The sequence below is a fragment of the Singulisphaera rosea genome (assembly GCF_054877945.1).
The window spans coordinates 240,227-254,683 of the sequence record NZ_JBTYIP020000006.1 but is presented as its reverse complement, the minus strand read 5'-3'; the positions used below and the strand labels follow the sequence as shown (position 1 = coordinate 254,683).

General features: G+C 64.2%; 11 protein-coding genes. 5 read left to right on the top strand and 6 right to left on the bottom strand.

Going from position 1 to position 14,457, the window contains the following annotated elements:
• Positions 1–75: 75 nt before the first annotated feature.
• On the top strand, positions 76–2,538 hold the full coding sequence (locus ACYOEI_RS13950; RefSeq protein ID WP_462850110.1) for a phosphoketolase family protein: 2,463 nt from the start codon (positions 76–78) through the stop codon (positions 2,536–2,538).
• A 556-nt stretch (positions 2,539–3,094) separates the two neighbouring features.
• On the top strand, positions 3,095–4,198 hold the full coding sequence (locus ACYOEI_RS13945) for an AI-2E family transporter (protein WP_462850109.1): 1,104 nt from the start codon (positions 3,095–3,097) through the stop codon (positions 4,196–4,198).
• 234 nt (positions 4,199–4,432) lie between these two features.
• Here ACYOEI_RS13945 and ACYOEI_RS13940 read toward each other — a convergent pair whose 3' ends face one another.
• The 3 genes from ACYOEI_RS13940 to ACYOEI_RS13930 all read right to left on the bottom strand — a co-directional run bounded on the left by ACYOEI_RS13940 (position 4,433) and on the right by ACYOEI_RS13930 (position 7,250).
• Positions 4,433–5,755: a serine hydrolase domain-containing protein gene (locus ACYOEI_RS13940; protein ID WP_462850108.1), complete on the bottom strand. Its 1,323-nt coding sequence runs from the start codon at positions 5,753–5,755 to the stop codon at positions 4,433–4,435.
• Positions 5,756–5,817: 62 nt separating this feature from the next.
• Positions 5,818–6,771 carry a serine hydrolase gene (locus ACYOEI_RS13935; protein ID WP_462850107.1) on the bottom strand — a complete coding sequence of 318 codons (954 nt, stop codon included), beginning with the start codon at positions 6,769–6,771 and terminating at the stop codon, positions 5,818–5,820.
• Entirely contained in the window at positions 6,768–7,250 is a 483-nt protein-coding gene (locus tag ACYOEI_RS13930) for a hypothetical protein (protein ID WP_462850106.1), read from the bottom strand. Before ACYOEI_RS13930 ends, ACYOEI_RS13935 begins: the two co-directional genes overlap by 4 nt.
• Positions 7,251–7,443: 193 nt before the next feature.
• On the opposite strand from ACYOEI_RS13930, the gene trpS reads away from it, so the two are divergent.
• Positions 7,444–8,415 (top strand): tryptophan--tRNA ligase, encoded by a 972-nt coding sequence (trpS, locus tag ACYOEI_RS13925; RefSeq protein WP_462850105.1) that lies wholly within the window; start codon positions 7,444–7,446, stop codon positions 8,413–8,415.
• Positions 8,416–8,746: 331 nt separating this feature from the next.
• Complete coding sequence (locus ACYOEI_RS13920; RefSeq protein WP_462850104.1) at positions 8,747–9,616, top strand: tetratricopeptide repeat protein; 870 nt, start codon at positions 8,747–8,749, stop codon at positions 9,614–9,616.
• Between the two features lie 108 nt (positions 9,617–9,724).
• Here the strand turns inward: ACYOEI_RS13920 and ACYOEI_RS13915 are convergent, their stop codons facing one another.
• Complete coding sequence (locus ACYOEI_RS13915; RefSeq protein WP_462850103.1) at positions 9,725–10,579, bottom strand: fumarylacetoacetate hydrolase family protein; 855 nt, start codon at positions 10,577–10,579, stop codon at positions 9,725–9,727.
• 321 nt (positions 10,580–10,900) lie between these two features.
• On the opposite strand from ACYOEI_RS13915, the gene ACYOEI_RS13910 reads away from it, so the two are divergent.
• Complete coding sequence (locus tag ACYOEI_RS13910) at positions 10,901–12,130, top strand: hypothetical protein (protein ID WP_462850102.1); 1,230 nt, start codon at positions 10,901–10,903, stop codon at positions 12,128–12,130.
• 13 nt (positions 12,131–12,143) lie between these two features.
• On the opposite strand, the gene ACYOEI_RS13905 is transcribed toward ACYOEI_RS13910, so the two are convergent.
• Positions 12,144–12,932, bottom strand: a complete 789-nt coding sequence (locus tag ACYOEI_RS13905; RefSeq protein ID WP_462850101.1) for a sensor histidine kinase — start codon at positions 12,930–12,932, stop codon at positions 12,144–12,146.
• A gap of 326 nt (positions 12,933–13,258) precedes the next feature.
• Positions 13,259–13,864, bottom strand: a complete 606-nt coding sequence (gene nadD, locus ACYOEI_RS13900) for a nicotinate-nucleotide adenylyltransferase (RefSeq protein WP_462850100.1) — start codon at positions 13,862–13,864, stop codon at positions 13,259–13,261.
• Positions 13,865–14,457: the final 593 nt, after the last annotated feature.

The following is a 14,457-nucleotide window of genomic DNA, read 5'->3' as shown; positions in this document are numbered from 1 at the left end:
TATCGCCACTTTTTTTCGTCGCTATCCTGATGACGACCAAGTCAGTCGCGATGTTATTCATTCTGGAGTCGATCGATGGACACGACGCAATCCTCTCGCCAGGCCCCCGCATCCTCGAGTGACCTCCAGGGTAAGGAATGGCCCCTCACGGCCGACGAGCTTCGCAAGCTCGACGCCTACTGGCGTGCCGCCAACTACCTCTCTGTCGGCCAGATTTATCTGCTCAAGAATGCACTCCTGAAAGAGCCCCTGAAGCGTGAGCACATCAAGCCTCGGCTACTCGGACACTGGGGGACATCTCCTGGCCTGAACATGCTCTGCACGCACCTCAACCGAGTCATCAAGAGAGATGACTTGGAAATGATCTACATCATCGGCCCCGGACACGGGGGCCCGTCCCTCGTCGCCCACGCCTACCTCGAGGGGACCTACAGCGAAGTTTATCCCGAGATCCGCCAGGATGAGGAGGGGATGCAGAGGCTCTTCAAGCAGTTCAGCTTCCCGGGGGGCATCCCCAGCCACGTCGCCCCGGAGACGCCGGGAAGTATCCACGAGGGGGGCGAACTCGGATACGCCTTGAGCCATGCCTACGGGGCTGCGTTCGACAATCCGGAATTGATCGTCGCCTGCATCGTCGGCGACGGCGAGGCGGAGACCGGCCCACTCGCCACGGGTTGGCACGGCAACAAATTCCTCAACCCGGCCCGCGACGGTGCCGTCCTGCCGATCCTCCACCTCAATGGATACAAGATCGCCAACCCCTGTTTCCTCGCCCGCATCCCGAAGGACGAATTACGGAAATACTTCGAGGGCATGGGCTACAAGCCGCACTTCGTCGAGGGTCACGATCCGGAGGTGGTCCATCAGCAACTCGCCGGGGTGCTCGACGTCGTCCTGGGAGAGATCCGTCAGATTCGTGACGATGCCCGCAACAAGGGCATCATGACACGTCCACATTGGCCGATGATCATTTTTCGGACTCCCAAAGGTTGGACCTGCCCCCCGGAGATCGACGGCAAGAAGTGCGAGGACTACTGGCGGAGCCACCAGGTGCCGATGAGCGACATGGACAAGGTCGAGCACATCCGCATCCTCGAAGGTTGGATGAAGAGCTACCGACCCGAGGAGCTCTTTGATGCCCAGGGCAAGCTGATCCCCGAACTCGCCGAGATGGCCCCACGAGGCCATCGACGGATGAGCGACAATCCGCACACCAACGGCGGCTTGCTGCTTCGCAACCTCAGCTTGCCGGACTTTCGCGACTATGCGGTCGAAGTGCCGAGCCCCGGCGAGCCCACGGCCGAGTCGACCCGGGTGATGGGCACCTTCCTTCGCGACGTCATGAAGCAGAACCTGGAGAGCCGGAACTTCCGCCTGTTCAGCCCCGACGAGAACAATTCGAACCGCTGGCAGGACGTCCTGGAGGTGACCGACCGCTGCTACATGGCCGAGATCTACCCGGAGGACGACCACCTCTCACCTGACGGCCGGGTGATGGAGGTCTTGAGCGAGCACCAGTGCCAGGGATGGCTCGAAGGATATCTTCTGACCGGCCGGCATGGGTTCTTCTCGTGCTACGAGGCGTTCATCCACATCATCGACTCGATGTTCAACCAGCACGCCAAGTGGTTGAAGGTCTGCAATGAGATCCCCTGGCGACGGCCGGTTGCCTCGCTCAACTACCTGCTCAGCTCGCACGTCTGGAGGCAGGATCACAACGGCTTCAGCCACCAGGACCCCGGCTTCATCGACCATGTCGTCAACAAGAAGGCCGAGGTCGTCCGCGTCTACCTGCCCCCCGACGCCAACTGCCTGCTGTCGGTGACGGACCACTGCCTGCGGAGCCGCAATTACGTCAACGTCATCGTCGCGGGCAAACAGCCCGCCCCCCAGTGGCTGACGATCGAAGAAGCCGTGAAGCATTGCACGCTGGGCCTCGGCATCTGGGAGTGGGCGAGCAACGACAAAGGGAGCGAGCCGGACGTGGTCATGGCCTGCTGCGGCGACGTACCGACGCTCGAGACGTTGGCGGCCGTCGAGCTCTTGCGGGCCCACCTCCCGGAGCTGAAAATCCGCGTGATCAATGTCGTCGACCTGATGAAGCTCCAGCCGTCCACCGAACATCCGCATGGGCTGTCGGACGCGGATTTCGACGCGTTGTTCACCAAGGATAAGCCGATCGTCTTCGCTTTCCACGGCTACCCCTGGCTCGTCCACCGGTTGACGTACAGGCGAACGAACCACAAGAATCTCCACGTGCGGGGCTACAAGGAGGAGGGCACCACGACAACACCGTTCGATATCGTGGTCATGAACGACCTCGACCGTTTCCACCTGGTGGAAGACGTGATCGATCGCCTCCCGCAACTCGGCGCGCGCGCCGCCTATTTCAAGCAGGCGATCCGCAACAAGCTCATCGAACACAAAGAATATATCGATAAGTTCGGCGACGACATGCCCGAGATCAGCGGCTGGCGTTGGGGGCTCAAGGGGTCGGCCGGCGCCGGCCTCACGTCGACGGAAGGGGATAACGTCTAGGAGTTGGAAGGGCTCGTGGCCGGGGGGCGAAATCGGGCCCCCCAGGCCGTCACAGATAATCGACTTCAACATCGGTTGCTCCCCGAGAGGTTCCACCGATGAGACGACAAAAAAAAACGTGAATTCAATCGTGAGATCCGACCCAAGTCCCGGTCGATTAACCCGATCCATCTTTCGTCCTCGGCGACGAAAGATGGGCGAGGTCGATGGAACATAAATCTCAATGACCGAACATCGAGCTAGGATCCGCAACAGATCGAACAAAGGATCTTTTAGCCACGGATGGAACACGGATAAATCAAGGGATCAAAGAATTCGTCAGCAAATGGCGCAGGTGGACATGTATTACAAATCTGTTAAAACCATATTAACATTGTCAACTGATTTAACAAACCAATTTACATTATCTGTCGATCGTCCTCTTCCTTCGTCTTATCCGTGTTCCATCCGCGGCTAAAAGAATCTCGTCTTCCGTCCGTGGCAGATTCAAGCCCGATGTTGGGTCGTTGATCAATCTCGGCCGAAACCCCAAAGCCCAGGTCTTCGAGTGTCGCCGATGCTCCCCGCCCAGGTCGATTCCCCGTCTGAAGTCGCTCCCACGATCCCGGGCCGTCCTGGGGATGGCACCCACGCCTTGCATACCTTGGCGGCCTGCCTGGTCATCGCCTCGACCTCCTGGTTCTTGCTCAAGGAGTTGGGGCCGCTGCTGAGGCCGCTCATCCTGGCGATCTTCCTGGCCTACTTGATCGTCCCCATCCACTGTCGGCTTCGGACGCGGATCCCGACGATTGCCTCGGCGGCCGTAATCTTCGGGGGGACGCTCCTCCTCTGCTGGGGGCTCGCCGTGATGGCCTACGGGAACCTCGTCGAACTGAACGACGACATGCCGCGCTTGTTGGATCGGGCGAGGAGGATTGCCGAGGAGGTCAGGGCGTACGGACGGGCCCACCTGCCCACGGGGCTGCTCGAGCCAAGTCAGGAGACCGTTGATATCGAGTCGCGGCTCCGGGACTCGATCCACTCGTCCATGCGACTCCTGGTTTCGAGCGGATCGGGCTTCATCGCCGAAGCGTTCGTCGTGGGCGTTTACCTGGTCTTTCTCCTGTTGGAGCTAAAGCGGTTCCCCCGCCGAATCCGCGCGGGCTTCCAGCCGGAGCATGCACAGTGGATCCTCTCGATCATCGAGCGGGTCAACGCGTCGACGACGAGCTACCTCAAGGCCAAGACCTTGACGAGCCTGGCGACGGGGATTCCCTCGTCCCTCGTCCTCTGGGCTTTCGGAGTCCCTTATCCTGTGATGTGGGGGGTGTTGACCTTCTTCGGGAATTTCATCCCCTACGTCGGAGGTTTGGTCGCATTCGTGCTGCCGGTGGCGCTGGCCTTCCTGGAGCTCGAACCCGCCTGGCGACCGTGCGCGGTGGTGATCCTGCTCGTCGTGATCCAGGTGGTGACCAATAATTTCGTCGAGCCGTCCCTGACGGGGAAGGCGGTCGACTTGAGCCCGGTCGTCACCATGCTTTCCCTGGCGTTCTGGGGCCTATGCTGGGGTGTGACCGGGATGCTGATCGCCATCCCGCTGACGGCGATGCTGAAGATCGTCTGCGAGAACCTGGGCGCCACCCGTTCGCTCGCCATCCTCATGGCCGAGGGCGATGGATGAGTCCTCCAGGGAAGTCTCGGATCTTGCCGAGGCTACACGGCCACTACATAAAACCATACATAATTAGCAACAAGTCATTCAGGGACCGAGGGAGGGTGCAAGCCCTACAGATTGCCAAGCCTACGCATAAATATACGATAGCCGTGGAGGGGTCCTACGCACGGGAACCTGACGGAGATTCGGATTTGAGGGGAGAGATCGGGCGGGGCTCATCGCGTCCCGCCCGGTGGCGACTCACTCGACGATCGCGTCGTAGGCGAGTCGCTTGAACTCCTCGCGGACCTTGAGGTGGGCGTTGGGATAGAGTTGCGTCATGAAGATGGCGACGATTTCGCGCTTGGGATCGACCCAGAAATAGGTGTAGAAGAAGCCGCCCCAGGAGTAGGCGCCGACACCGGCGAGGTCGGCGTCGCGGTTCGCCTCCTTCACGACGCCGAAGCCGTAGCCGAAGCCGTCGCCATGGCCCCAGGGGAGGACGTTGAGGCCGGGGACCTGGTCCCTGGTCATGAGCGCGACGGTCTCGGGCTTGAGGATGCGGGCCCCGTCGAGCTCCCCTTTGTTGAGCAGCATCTGGCAGAACCGGGAGTAGTCGTCGATCGTCGAGGTCAGGCCGGCCCCGCCGGAATAATAGTGGCCGTCGTCCCACGTCGAGTAGGTCCCCGAGTAGACGAGCGGGCCGTCCTGGATCAGGGAGCCGGGGGATCGGCGGACCGTCTTGTCCTCGCCGGCGGTGTACAAGGCCGCGAGGCGCCCCCGCTTGGCCTTCGGGATCACGAATTGGGTGTCGTCCATCGCGAGTGGGGTGAAGATCCGCTCACGCAAGAACTGGTCGAACGTCTGCCCCGAGACGACCTCGACGAGTCGACCGAGGACGTCGGTCGAGAGGCTGTAAGACCAGGTCGTCCCCGGTTGGTGGAGGAGCGGCAGCCTCGCCAGTCGCTTGACATTGTCGCCGATCGTGCCGGGGGTCTCGGAGAGGCCGTCGGAGATCGCCGACTCGACGTAGAGCGGACCGATCTGGGGTGGCTTGGCGAATCGGTAGGAAAGCCCCGAGGAGTGGGTCAGGAGTTGGTGGATCGTGATCGGGCTTGCGGCCGGGACCGTGGTGATCGCGGTTGCGGTGGCGTCGGCAGGAGCGATAACAACCGAGGGGGCGGCGAACTCGTGCAGGTACTTCGCGACCGGGTCGTCGAGGCGGAGCTTCCCCTCGTCGACGAGGATCATCACGGCCGTCGAGGTGATCGGCTTGGTCATCGACGCGATCCGGAAGAGCGTCGATCGCTCGAGCGGCTGGCCGGCCTCGACGTCTTTCATCCCAACCGCCGCCTGGTGAACGACCTTGCCGTGCCTGGCGATGAGGGTCGCCCCCCCTGCCAAATTTTTTTCGGCGACCTGACGTTCGAGATAGGTCCGGATCAGGGCGAGCTTCTCGGGGGCGAATCCCGCCGCCTTGGGATCACCCTCCGGCAGGCCCGCCGCGGCCAGGGGACGTGAGAGGACGATGGCAAAGCACGCGACGGAGGACAAGGCGAGGGCGATGCGACGAGCCGAAGCCATGGTGACGATTCCTCGGGTCGAGATGGCACGGAGAGGGTGGACCGCGTTTCCCAGTCGACGGATTACCGGCGATTGCAATGCTCGAAGGTCGCCCGGGCGATCTCGGCGACCAGTTTGTGGGCGGCCGCCTCGTCGTCGATCCCTCGGGTCAGGACGACGATGACGAAGGGCTTGCGGCCGGGGGGCTCGACGATCGCCGCGTCGTGGTACACCCCCTTGAACGACCCCGTCTTGTGCGCCACGGGGACGCCTCGAGGGACCCCGGCCGGGATGCCTTCGTTGAACTTCTGGGCGCGGAGCACCTCGAGCATGGCGTCCGACGCGGCCTCGGAGACGACCGACCGCTCGGCCAGCCGGCCGAGGATCAGAGCCAACCCGGCCGCGGTCGTCACGTTGTTCATCCCGAGGGCATAGGCCTTGTTGTCCTCGACGCCCCGGAGAACCTTCACGTCCTCGGCGCCCAGAGTGCGCATGAATTCGGTCGTCGCCATCGGCGACACCCGCTCGATCAGAAGGTTCGTGGCGAGGTTGCTGCTCTCGGTGATCATCCGCCGGGCGAGTTCCCGGACCGTCCTCTCCTGGCCGAGATGCTTGTACAGCGTCGTCTCGGAATCATCCTCGGGGGCGAGCGAGAACGGGCTGCCGTCGGCGATACTGGTGAAGGTGTTCTTGAGCCGGATACGGTCGTCAAGCGACAGGCTCCCCGCCGAAGCCCGACGGTAGACCTCCATCATGACGGGGACCTTCATCGTGCTCGCGGCGTGGAAGGTCAGGTCGCCCTGGATGGAGCATGACTCGCCGGTCGCGAGATCGCGGAAGGCGACCCCGACCATCGCCCCGGCGGCCTTGTCGGCGATCAGGGCGTGAATTCGAGCCTGAAGAGTCTCCGCCGCGGGCCCTTCGGCGCCGAGGGTTTGCGGCGTCGCCCATGCCCAAGCGGCGTAGACGCAGGAGACGACGACGAATAGCCGTCTCGCAAACGTCCCGGACCCCATCCGTACGCCCGGGACGCTCATGCGTCCGTCTCCTGGAGCGAGCGGCAAAGGCCCTGGATCTTGGCCTCGCCTTCCTCGGCCTCGAGGTCCGACCACTGGCCGAAGATCAGGATGGTCCGTTTCGGGCTCCGATAGCATCGGATGGCGCAATTGTTGGTCAGGTCGAGGCTGATGAATTCGAGGTCGTGGCCGAAGGCGTTGTAGCCGTTGATGGTCTCGCGGGTCGGGACCGCGTCGAGGTCGGGATACTCCTCGCGCATCGCGGTGAGGGCCTCGTCGGCGACCTCGGCGGGCGACGGGCACGAGTCGTCGGTCGTGACCAAGGCGAACGCCAGTCCGCCGGGGGCCTGGACCGAGACCGTCGAGATCGTCCCCTCGTCGGTCACCTCGACGTCCCAATCCTCCGGATACTTGAACCGGATACCACGGTCCTCATAGACGCCCAACATGGTCCGACCCTCCATCCCGGCCGCAACGACCTCGCGTCGACGGGGATTCACGGTTCGAGATATCCCCAAGGTTCCTACCCCCTCGAGGCTGAGTTGAGGGCCCATGGTAGCATCCCCCCTCGGGCTCGCCAACGCGCCTCGAGTTGGAGACGAGGGCGCGGGTCTGGTACATTGGGACCCGACGCCCGGCCGATCGACGGCCCGGCCCCGAACCTTGCCCCCGCCCCGCGAGTCGATTGGGAATATGCGAGTCCTCTCGGGAATCCAGCCCTCGGGCGCCCTGCACATCGGCAACTACTTCGGGGCGATCCGCCAATATATCGCCCTCCAGGAGGGCAACGATGCCTTCTACTTCGTGGCCGACTACCATGCCCTGACCAGCGTCCGCGACGCGGCCAAGCTCCGCCGATATGTCTCCGACGTCCTCATCGACCTCCTCTCGCTCGGCGTCGACCCGGCGCGGGCGACCTTGTTCGTGCAGTCGGACGTGCCCGAGACGACCGAGCTCGCCTGGCTTCTGACCAGCGTCACGCCGATGGGCTGGCTCGAGAAATGCGTCAGCTACAAAGACAAGGTCCAGCAGGGTCTCCCCGCCGAGCACGGGCTCTTCGCCTACCCCGTGCTCCAGGCGGCCGACATCCTGCTGTACGACGCGGACGTCGTCCCGGTCGGCCAGGACCAGAAGCAGCACCTGGAGATCACCCGGGACGTCGCCGAGCGGTTCAACCACGTCTACGGCGGCGGCGAGGAAGTCTTCCGGCTCCCGAAGCCATACATCCTCGACGCCGTGTCGGTCGTCCCGGGGATCGACGGCCGGAAGATGTCCAAGAGTTACAACAACACGATCGAGATTTTCGACGACCCGGCCACGATCCGCAAGAAGTGCAAGAAGATCGTCACGGACAGTACGCCCGTCGAGGCACCGAAAAACCCGGAGACGTGCTCGCTGTTCGGCCTCTACAAGCTCGTCGCCCCCGCCGACGAGCTCGCCGACGTCGAGCGACGGTACCGCGAAGGGGGCATCGGCTACGGCGAGATGAAGACCCGGCTCGCCGAGGCGATCATCGCCACGTTCGCCCCGGCTCGCGAGCGTCGGGCCGACCTGGTGGCCCATCCCGAGCGCGTCGCCGAGGTCCGCGCCAACGCCGCCGAGCACGCCCGCAAGACCGCCCGGACGATCCTCGACCGGGCCCGAGCCGCATGCGGACTCGCCTGACTCGGGGGAGGGTATTCAACACAAAGGCACAAAGACACGAAGGAAATCACGAATCTCTTCGGGAAGGCTCTCGTGCTGACTTTGTGCCTTTGTGCCGACCCAGCGAAAGTCTTCCGATTGTTAAGCGGGGTTGACTTTCGGGCCGTCAGGTCGTAATTTCCCACGCTCGCAAGAGTCGCCCTTCTGTGCCGCGGTTTCGGCGGGCCGACTGGTCGGGAATCGACCGTCCCCCTCAACTCGCCGATTGGTTCTGTCGATCTTTTATGGAACGACCGGCGGAGGTGGAAAATCCACCCCGTTCGGGATCTTTGGCCGCCCCAGGGAGGGGAGTATGCGGCGCCTGGGCGTCATTGCTGGGTGTGTGTTCGCCCTGCTGGCGTTCGGGGGATGCGCGGTGATCCACCACCCCCGGGCCGAGCGAACCCCTTCGGCCTCCCAGACGGCCCTCTGTCAAGAATTGAGCCTGTCGGCCCAAGCGGCCGTCGACCGGCACGATCTGAACCAAGCCCGGACCGACCTGGAACACCTGGTCACCGAAGCCCCGCGCTCGGCCGAGACCCGATGCCGCCTGGGCAAGGTCCTCCGACTCCAGGGGCGATTGGCCGAGGCCGAGGCCGCCTATCGACGCGCCCTGGAGTTCGACCACGAGTACGTCGGTGCCTTGATCGGGCTCGGAGAGATCGACGCCCAGCTCGGCCGGCACGAGGCGGCCCTGAAGCGGTTCGAGGCGGCGAACGAGATCGAGCCCCAGAACGCCGACGCCCAGTTCGCCAGGGCCCAGGTCCTTGAGGCGTTGGGACGCCAGGAAGACGCGCTTGCCGGGTACTTCCGCACGGTCGAGCTCAACCCGAGCTCGGCCCCGGCCATCCTCCGGATCGCGGCCCTCCAGCTCCGGCGTCGCCAGCCCGAACAGGCCCTGACTCGGCTCGACCAGGTCCTCGAGCTCACCCCCGACGACCCCGAGGCCCTCTTCCAACGCGGCCTGGCCCACCTCGCCCTGCATCACCCCAGGCTCGCCGCCACCGACCTCAACGGGGCCTCTCGACTCCTCCCCGACCGCCCCGAGGTCCTCTACCACCTCGCGCTGGCACTCGACGCCGACCACAAGACCCGCGACGCCCTCGACGCCGCCGACCGCGCGCTCAAGATCGCCCCCAACTACAACGACGCGCGGGTGCTGGCCGTCAAACTGCGACGGTGAGGGGAGCATTCACCACAAAGACTCGAAGGAAATCAAAAGTAAAGGATCTAAAAGATCTTCCTTGGTTTCCCTTTGTGACTTTGTGCCTTTGTGGTGAACACCTTCTTCTTATTTCACGGCATTGCGCAAGGTCCCGAGCCCATCGATTTCGACCTCGACCACGTCGCCGGCCTTGAGCCAGACGGGGGGCTTGCGGGCCATGCCGACGCCGGGGGGGGTGCCGGTGAAAATCAGGTCGCCGGGCTCGAGGGTGAAGATTTTCGAGAGATAGGCGATCGTCTCATCCACGCGGAAGATCAACTGGCTCGTGCTCGAGTCCTGCATGGTCTCGCCGTTGAGGCGGAGCCGGATGCCCAACGCGTGGGGGTCGGGGACTTCGTCGGCGGTGACCAAGGCCGGGCCGACGGGGGCGAACGTGTCGAAGGTCTTGCCGGCCATCCACTGCTTGCCCGGCTTGTTCAACTGCCAGTCACGCGCCGAGACGTCGTGGCCGACGGTGTATCCGGCGACGTGTTCCAGGGCCTTCGCCTGGGGGATCCGCCGACCTCCCTTGCCGACGACGATGACCAGCTCGGCCTCGTAGTCGACCTGCGAGCTCTCCTCGGGCAGGACGATGTCCGCGAGGTGGCCGACCAGCGTCGTGGGGTACTTGCTGAAGAGGATCGGCTCGGTCGGGATGTCCATGCCGCTCTCGGCGGCGTGGTCGCGGTAGTTCAGCCCCAGGCAGATGATCTTGCGAGGGTCGGGCACGGGTGCCAGCAAGGTCGCACTCGCCGGGTCGTAGCGGACCTCCCCCTTCTCCAGGGCGTCCTTGATGCGGGCCTGCCCCTCGGGCCCCAGCTCGAGGATCGCACGGACGCTGCTCGGGGCCGTGGGGTCCGCCGCGTTGACGTCCACATACTGTCCCTGCCACTCGCCGCACGCCCTCGGACCTCGCTCAGTCTGAACGGTCACCCAACGCACTTCGGACCTCCCCTACACTCTCGTTGTCGTCAAACCTCGTTTCAATAAGACCCACCAAGCTACCCGCCGCGACGACCCAGGGCCAGCCTGACGCCGGGTCCACTCACCGCTCATCGCCCACGACAATCGTCATTGAGTCCGACCGAGTCAATCCGCTATGATGTCCCCTGACGACCGTCGTTGCGTCGAGGATGGAGGACAGCTCTGATGTCCGCAGAGAGGCCATCAAGACAGGGGTTGGAGAGCTCGGAAAGGCTCGCCCGATGCGGACCGAACGCTCTCCCGAAAGGGAGTCCAGCCCGTCGGCGCACCGCCTGGGGGTTGGCCATCGTCCTCGTCGTGGGCGCCGGCCTCGGGATCTGGCAAACGACCCGGCTCTGGGGATTGCCCAACGTCGGCACGCCGTTCGACGTGGGCAAGTTCTCGGCGATTTCGATCCCGACGGAGCGGAATGCGTTCCAGGCGTATGCGGAGGCGACGGCCCTCTTGACCAAGCCTCCGGACGGGTGGTGGCCGGAGATCGAGATCCCGGATACGAAGCGGCCGATCGCTCCGAAAGTGCGGGCCTGGCTGGACGAGAACCGCGAGGCTTTGGAATTCTGGCGGCAGGGGACGGAGCGGCCCGAAGCGCTCTACCATCGACCGGAACAGTTGACGTTCGAGACGACCTTGCCCATCACCCAAGATTTACGCACCTTCGCCCGGATGGCAAAGATGCGGGGCGACGACTTGCGGGCGAAGGGCGACTCGGCGGGAGCCTGGTCGTGGTACCGCGCCATACTGCGCTCGAGCCGGCACACCGGAAGATACGGAGTGATCATCGAGCGCCTCGTCGGGATCTCGTTGCACAAGCTCGCCTGCGAGGCGATGACGCGGTGGGCCGCCGACCCGATGACCGACGCCGCGATGTTGCGTCAAGCCTTGGGCGAAGTGGCGGCGATCGACGCCTCGACGGCACCGGCCTCGGAAGTCCTCAAATGCGAATACCTGATGATTTCACGACAGATCGATGGTCCGACCACATGGGTCGCCCAGAGCTGGCCGCCCCCCGGGTTTCAGGATGCGTGGTATTTCCACTATCAGGGGGTCCGCGACGCGAGTATCGTCCTCAATGGTGACCGCGAGCGTTGCCGGCGCCTCACCCAACTGGTCTTCGCCAACTGGCTGGCACAATGCGATAAGCCTCGTCGATTGCGGCCCAAGGGGGCCGACATGCCGGCCCCGGCGCCTTTCCTCTTCGAGCCCGACTCGACGACGGGGCTGCAAGCCGCCCCGACGATCAGCCCGAAGGCCCTGGCGGTGCAGTATTCCAGGTCCTTGCTCGCAGCGTCGGCCTTCCCGGATTGGCGCCCGTTCGATCAGGCCCTCACTCGCGAGCGGGTCTACCAGGCCCGGCTCGTCGTCTCGCTGGCCGAGCAGCTCTACCAGCGTGAGAAGGGTACATTCCCCAAGACCCCCGAAGACCTGGTGGGGAGTTACCTCGAACGGATTCCCGACGACTATCAAGACAAGGAACCCGAGAAGGCGTCGTGGGCGAGCCGAGCGCGCTGAGACTCGGGGATGTTCAGGCGGCCCCTTGCTTCGCGGGGGCCGGGCAGGAGGGAAGGCGGAGGGTAAAGGTCGTCCCCTGGCCGACCCGACTCTCGGCGCGGAGGCGACCGTGGTGGGCCTCGACGATGTCTCGGCAGACGGAGAGGCCCAGGCCGGTCCCCCCCTGCCCCGAAGCATCAGGGCCGGACTTCGTGGTGAAGAACGGCTCGAAGATCCGCCTCAGGTCGGCCGGTGCGATCCCGACCCCGGTGTCGGCCACGCTCACCTCGGCGAGCCGCCCTGAGGTATCGGCGCCGACTCGGACACGGACCGTCCCCCCTTCGGACATGGCCTGGCGGGCGTTGATGATCAGGTTGAGGAGGACCTGCTGGATCTGCGCGGGGTTGACGCGGGCGTAGGGATGGCCGGTCGCCTGGAAGTCGAGCCGGACTCGGTGCCGGGTCGCGTCCTTGCCGACGAGCAGGGTGACCTCCTCGACGAGCCGCACGAGGTCGGTCGGCTCTCGGCGATCGGCCCGGGGTCGAGCCAGTCCGAGCACGCCACCGGTGATCGACGAGGCTCGCTGGGCCCCCTCGAGGATCTTCTCGAAAGCCCGCTGGCGGAAGTCGGGGTCGGGGTTCCGGAGGCCGAGCTTGGCATAGTTCAGGATCGGCGTCAGGGCGTTGTTCAGCTCGTGGCAAATCGAGCCGGCGAGGGCCCCGAGGCTGCTGACCCGCTGGAGGGCGACCAATTGGCGACGGAGCGCCGCGACCTCTTTCTCCAGGGCCGATTCTTGCGTCTCTTGAGATGATAGTCCTGCCATCGTCACCTCGGACCCGGGCCATCCTGGCGTTCCCATTCTCGTTCCCCCATTCGTATCGGCCGCTCCGACGACCGGGGATGAGGCCCGAAATCCAGTTCTACGACCGACCTTCGACCGGGCGGATGAGGCAGGATGGAGCGGTCCCGGAGAGCCCACGCAACCCTCTTTCCACCTCCAGTCCAACAGTCTTTACTCAGGGGTCCATGTCCACGTTCATCCCCCAGGCTACGCCAGTGCCCGGCCGTCACCAAGGATACCTTGCATCACGGCGAGGTAGGAATTCCAAGTGAGGGAGCGCCGACCGAGAACCGAACGCTGGATCGCCCCTACGCCGACGACCCTGGCCGATAGAGGCCGTGCGCGTCGATGTAGGCTTCGACCCCGCGCGGGACCTGGTAGCGGATACTTCGCCCTTCGACGCGACGACGGCGGAGGTCGTGTGAAGCGATCCCGATCGGGGGGACATTGACGGAGATCATCGGCCGGGCTCCCGGCCCGAGATCGGGCCAGGCGTCCTTCGCCGGGGGATCGATCCCGGGCCGATTCACGACGACGACGGTCGCGAGCCGGACGATCTTCTGGGGCTCCTTCCAATGTGGAAGGTCCGCGAGACTATCCGCCCCGATCAGGAAGAAGAGCTCGTCGTCGGGGCGTTCGCGATGGATCGTCTCGAGGGTCTCGACACTGTAGTTCGGCCCGGTGCGCCTGGCCTCGACCTCCGAGACCTCGAACGCCGCGTGCCCCGCGATCGCGATCCGGGCCATCTCGAGGCGATGCGCGACCGCAGACGGACCTTCCGGCTTATGCGGCGGCGACCCGGCCACCACGAACCAGACCCGGTCCAGCGCACACGCCTCGCGGCATTGCTCGGCGAGGATCAGGTGTCCCACATGGATGGGGTCGAAGGTCCCCCCGAACAACCCCAGTCGCATCGCCGCGTCACCTTCCCACTAAAAAGGCGAGTTCGATCGCCCAAGAGGCCGATCGCCCTTGCCGGCCCACCAGCCGCCCCATCGCCAAAGGTTCGAAGAAACGTTAGGGTGCCGTCAGGGATCTTGTCAAGGCAAACGATCGGTGACGACGATCGGGTGATCTCGGTTGATAGGAACCCCGGGACAATGTCGGTGGCTCGAAGAGACGAGAGGTCGCACTACGGTCGATGCCTGAGAATAAAGTCGACGATGCACTGAGGTCAGAACTTGGAACCATGCTCCATGCGGGCTTGGAGCGTGAGGTCATCGAGCGTTTACACCGGGAAGCGGGTATGACCTTTCGGCGAGCTACCGGGTGGATAAAGTCGTACCGGCACAACCTCATTTATGACCCACCGAAGCCCTGCCCATCCTGCGGACAACTTCGAGTTCAACGACTGTACATTCGATCAAAATCCCAGATGCCTAGATACCAATCTGGTGGGCTCGACGATTCCCCTCGTTTATATCCAACAAGAACTAGCTTGCTTCCATCATCAGAGAACGGCATCTTGTCTCTGACGATCCCACTCTCAACTCCTAGCGTGACTGCT

What these genes read in the sequence shown, in the direction of transcription:
- ACYOEI_RS13950 (WP_462850110.1), top strand. Translation starts at nt 76, where the DNA reads ATGGACACGACGCAATCCTCTCGCCAGGCCCCCGCATCCTCGAGTGAC.
- ACYOEI_RS13945 (WP_462850109.1), top strand. Translation starts at nt 3,095, where the DNA reads ATGCTCCCCGCCCAGGTCGATTCCCCGTCTGAAGTCGCTCCCACGATC.
- ACYOEI_RS13920 (WP_462850104.1), top strand. Translation starts at nt 8,747, where the DNA reads ATGCGGCGCCTGGGCGTCATTGCTGGGTGTGTGTTCGCCCTGCTGGCG.
- trpS (WP_462850105.1), top strand. Translation starts at nt 7,444, where the DNA reads ATGCGAGTCCTCTCGGGAATCCAGCCCTCGGGCGCCCTGCACATCGGC.
- ACYOEI_RS13905 (WP_462850101.1), bottom strand. Translation starts at nt 12,932, where the DNA reads ATGGCAGGACTATCATCTCAAGAGACGCAAGAATCGGCCCTGGAGAAA.
- nadD (WP_462850100.1), bottom strand. Translation starts at nt 13,864, where the DNA reads ATGCGACTGGGGTTGTTCGGGGGGACCTTCGACCCCATCCATGTGGGA.
- ACYOEI_RS13940 (WP_462850108.1), bottom strand. Translation starts at nt 5,755, where the DNA reads ATGGCTTCGGCTCGTCGCATCGCCCTCGCCTTGTCCTCCGTCGCGTGC.
- ACYOEI_RS13935 (WP_462850107.1), bottom strand. Translation starts at nt 6,771, where the DNA reads ATGAGCGTCCCGGGCGTACGGATGGGGTCCGGGACGTTTGCGAGACGG.